This window comes from Frankia sp. CcCS3 (assembly GCF_977927575.1).
On the sequence record NZ_CDWRCL010000340.1, the window covers coordinates 1 to 3,029 of the forward strand.

Here is a 3,029-nt window from a genome sequence, read left to right on the forward strand (position 1 = left end):
CTGGAGTACTAGGCAGCGCGCTCACCCGCACCCGAGCTCTGCGTTTCTACCAGCGTGAAAAGTTCCAGTTCACCTCACGCAAACTGGTACGGCCACTCAAGCCCGGGGCGCACTGAGCCTTTGACCGTCACAGGGAGTGAATGCCCCTCGGGGTGGTGACGACGACGGCGCGGGGCTCCGAAAGGAACCCCGCGCCGCAAGGTCGCCAACCACGGCGGCAACATCCAGGTCCTGGCCGCCGGGGATAAACGGATCAGTAGGAAGAGCCGCTGATCTCGTCCGCGAGCTGGTACGCCAGCTCCGGGGTCGCCGCGATCACGCCGGACCAGCGGCGGCTGAGGTCGGGGACGATCTCGACCGGGCGGCCGAAGGCGTCGATCATCGCGCCGCCCGCCGCCGGGACCAGCACGGACGCCGCGGCGATGTCCATGATGCGGTGCGTGTCCGAGCCGGCGTCGGCGAAGGCGTCCGTGGAGCCCTGCGCCACGAGGGCGGCCTCCAGCCAGCTGCTGGACAGGATGCGCACCCGCGCGGCCCGGCGGCTCACCCGCAGCCAGGCCGCCTCGTTCTTGGCCTGCGGCCGCAGGAGGCTGACCGCGGCGCCGTCGAGTGCGCGCCGGCCTGTTGTCCGGTAGGGCGCCGGGACGCCGGCTTTCGCATGCCAGCTGCGGCCGGTGTCCAACCAGACGGTGAGGGCCTCGGTCGCCCTGCCGTCGACGGCGACCACGCCGGAGAAGGCCGACAACGGCACCTCCGCGACCGCGTTGGCGGTGCCGTCGACCGGATCGACCACGAGCGTGACCGCCGAACCGTTGTCGATGACACCGATCTCCTCGCTGATCAGGTTGACCCGGTGGGCATTCACCACCTCCGCCACCGCGGTGTCGACCAGCAGGTCCAGACGCGTGGTGAGGGTGCCGTCGGCGCCCATGCCGACCTCCTCGGCGAGCTCCGCGCGCGTATACCGCTCGCGCGCGCCGCGGAAGGCGCCCACCGCCGCGCGGGCGGCGGCGGCCAGCGCGGGATCCGTCCCGGCCGGAATCTCCGGCTCGGGAACCGGCCACCGGGTCACCGCCGCACTCCCGATTGTCACCAGACACCGCCGGATGACAACACGGACCGCACCGCCGGCCAGGGGCGGCGCGGCTCGACCAGCACAAGGTCGGCGCGCAGCCCCGGCTCGAGCCGGCCGCGGTCGGGAAGTCCGGCGACCTCGGCCGGCCCGGCGGTCACCAGGCCGATGGCGACCGGCAGGGTGGCGAGCCCCTGCTCGGCGAGCAGCATGGCGGCCGCGAGCAGACCGGAGGGCAGGTAGTCCGACACCAGCGCGGTCACCAGGCCGCGGCCGACCAGGTCACGGCCGGAGGCGTTGCCGTTGTGGGAACGTCCCCGCAGGATGTTCGGGGCGCCTATGACGACGGGAAGCCCGTGGGCGCGGGCGGCTTCCGCCGCTTCGATCGTGGTGGGGAACTCGGCGACCGCGCAGCCGCGGGCCCGCAGCTCGGCGATCTCGGCGGCCGAGCTGGGATCGTGCCCGAGCAGCCGGATCCGCGCCGAGCGCGCGGCGAGCCAGATCAGGGCCTCCTCGCGGATGTCGAGCCTGCCGTCCCGGTCGGCGATGAGCTGGTCGACATGCTCGCGAGCCTCCGCCTCGGACAGGCCGCGGCTGCCCATCAGATAGCGCTCGTAGTACTCGCGGACGGCGTACTGGCCCTGGCCCGGGGTGTGGTCCTCGTGGGAGACCAGGGCGCCGTCGGGCACCTGGTCCAGTCGCCGCGCCAGCGCGGACAGCGATTCCGGGCTGCGCACGTCGAGCCGGTACAGGATCCGGTGATCGACGAGCCCGCCGGGATAGGCGTCGATCGCCTTGCACGTCTTCTCCGCCTGGCCCACGCTGCGCGGGATGTCGTGGTGGGTGTCCTCGAAGGAGATGCCGTGGAACACGGTCGTCACGCCCGCGGCCCGCAGCTTGCCCTCGAAGGACAGCAGCGCGAACTCGATCGGCAGCTCGGCGCCCGGTCGGGGCAGCTGTTCGTTCTCGAGCCCGTCGCTGTGGGTGTCGATCAGGCCGGGCGCGCACAGCAGGCCCTGACCGTCCACGTCGGCTCCGGAGCCGGGCGGATGCTTCTCGACGGCGGCGATGCGTCCTTCGCGGACCACGATCCGGGCGTCCTCAAGCAGCCGGTCGGGCAGCACGGCCCGCACGTGGCCGAGCACGTAGTCGGCGGGTGGCGCGGCCGGGGTCCAGGATGGCGGGGTCCGGGATGCCGGGGGCCAGGATCCGGTGACGGTCGTGCTCATGCCACACCCGCCAGCAGGTCGGCGCAGCTACCGGACCGCTCGACCAGACCGCCGGACATCAGCACGACCCGCGACGCGAGCCGCCTCATCGCGTCGAGGTCGTGGAACACCGCGAGCACCGCGACTCCTTGCGCGGCAAGGGATCCGATCAGCTCCAGCGCGGCTTCGCGGTTGGCCGGGTCCAGCGCGGACACCGGCTCGTCGAGCAGCAGCAGCCGCGGTGGGCGCACCGTGCCGGCCGCGAGGTTCACCCGCTGCCGCTCGCCGCCCGACAGGACGCCACAGTCGACGTCCCACAGCCCTTCGTCGAGGTTCAGCCGCCGCAGCACGGCCGCGGCCGCGTCGCGCGCCTCGGAGCGGTCGAGCCCCCGGCGGCGGGCCGCCGCGGCGACGACCTCCCACGGCCCGGTCCGCGGCGGCGCGGACAGGAACTGGGACACGTACCCGATCTCTCGGCCCCGCAGCCGGGCCATCGCCCGGTCCGCCAGCCCGGTCAACTCCACGTCTCCGGTAGCGGTGCGCAGCCACACCTCGCCGGAGTCGGGCAGGTAGGTGCGGTAGACGCAGCGCAGCAACGACGACTTCCCGGCGCCGCTGGGGCCGACCAGGGCGACGTGTTCGCCCGCGCGCACGTCGAGGTCGACACCGTGCAGGGATTCGACCCTCCGGCCGTCGATGGTGTGCAGGACGAAGGACTTGCGCAGCTCGCGCACGGACAGCACTGCTTC

The 3,029-nt window shown here is 73.2% G+C and carries 3 protein-coding genes; all 3 read right to left on the reverse strand.

Going from position 1 to position 3,029, the window contains the following annotated elements:
* Positions 1–253: 253 nt before the first annotated feature.
* Positions 254–1,093 carry an inositol monophosphatase family protein gene (locus tag AC08OQ_RS18900; RefSeq protein WP_476602348.1) on the reverse strand — a complete coding sequence of 280 codons (840 nt, stop codon included), beginning with the start codon at positions 1,091–1,093 and terminating at the stop codon, positions 254–256.
* Positions 1,090–2,301 carry an alpha-D-ribose 1-methylphosphonate 5-triphosphate diphosphatase gene (locus AC08OQ_RS18905; protein WP_476602347.1) on the reverse strand — a complete coding sequence of 404 codons (1,212 nt, stop codon included), beginning with the start codon at positions 2,299–2,301 and terminating at the stop codon, positions 1,090–1,092. The genes AC08OQ_RS18900 and AC08OQ_RS18905 overlap by 4 nt, the downstream gene beginning before the upstream one ends.
* A partial coding sequence (locus AC08OQ_RS18910; protein ID WP_476612284.1) for a phosphonate C-P lyase system protein PhnL occupies positions 2,298–3,029 on the reverse strand: 732 nt, incomplete at its 5' end. The genes AC08OQ_RS18910 and AC08OQ_RS18905, both read right to left, overlap by 4 nt.

Bases quoted from the DNA above. Each gene is read 5' to 3' on its own strand.
- AC08OQ_RS18905 (WP_476602347.1), bottom strand. From the start codon at position 2,301: ATGAGCACGACCGTCACCGGATCCTGGCCCCCGGCATCCCGGACCCCG.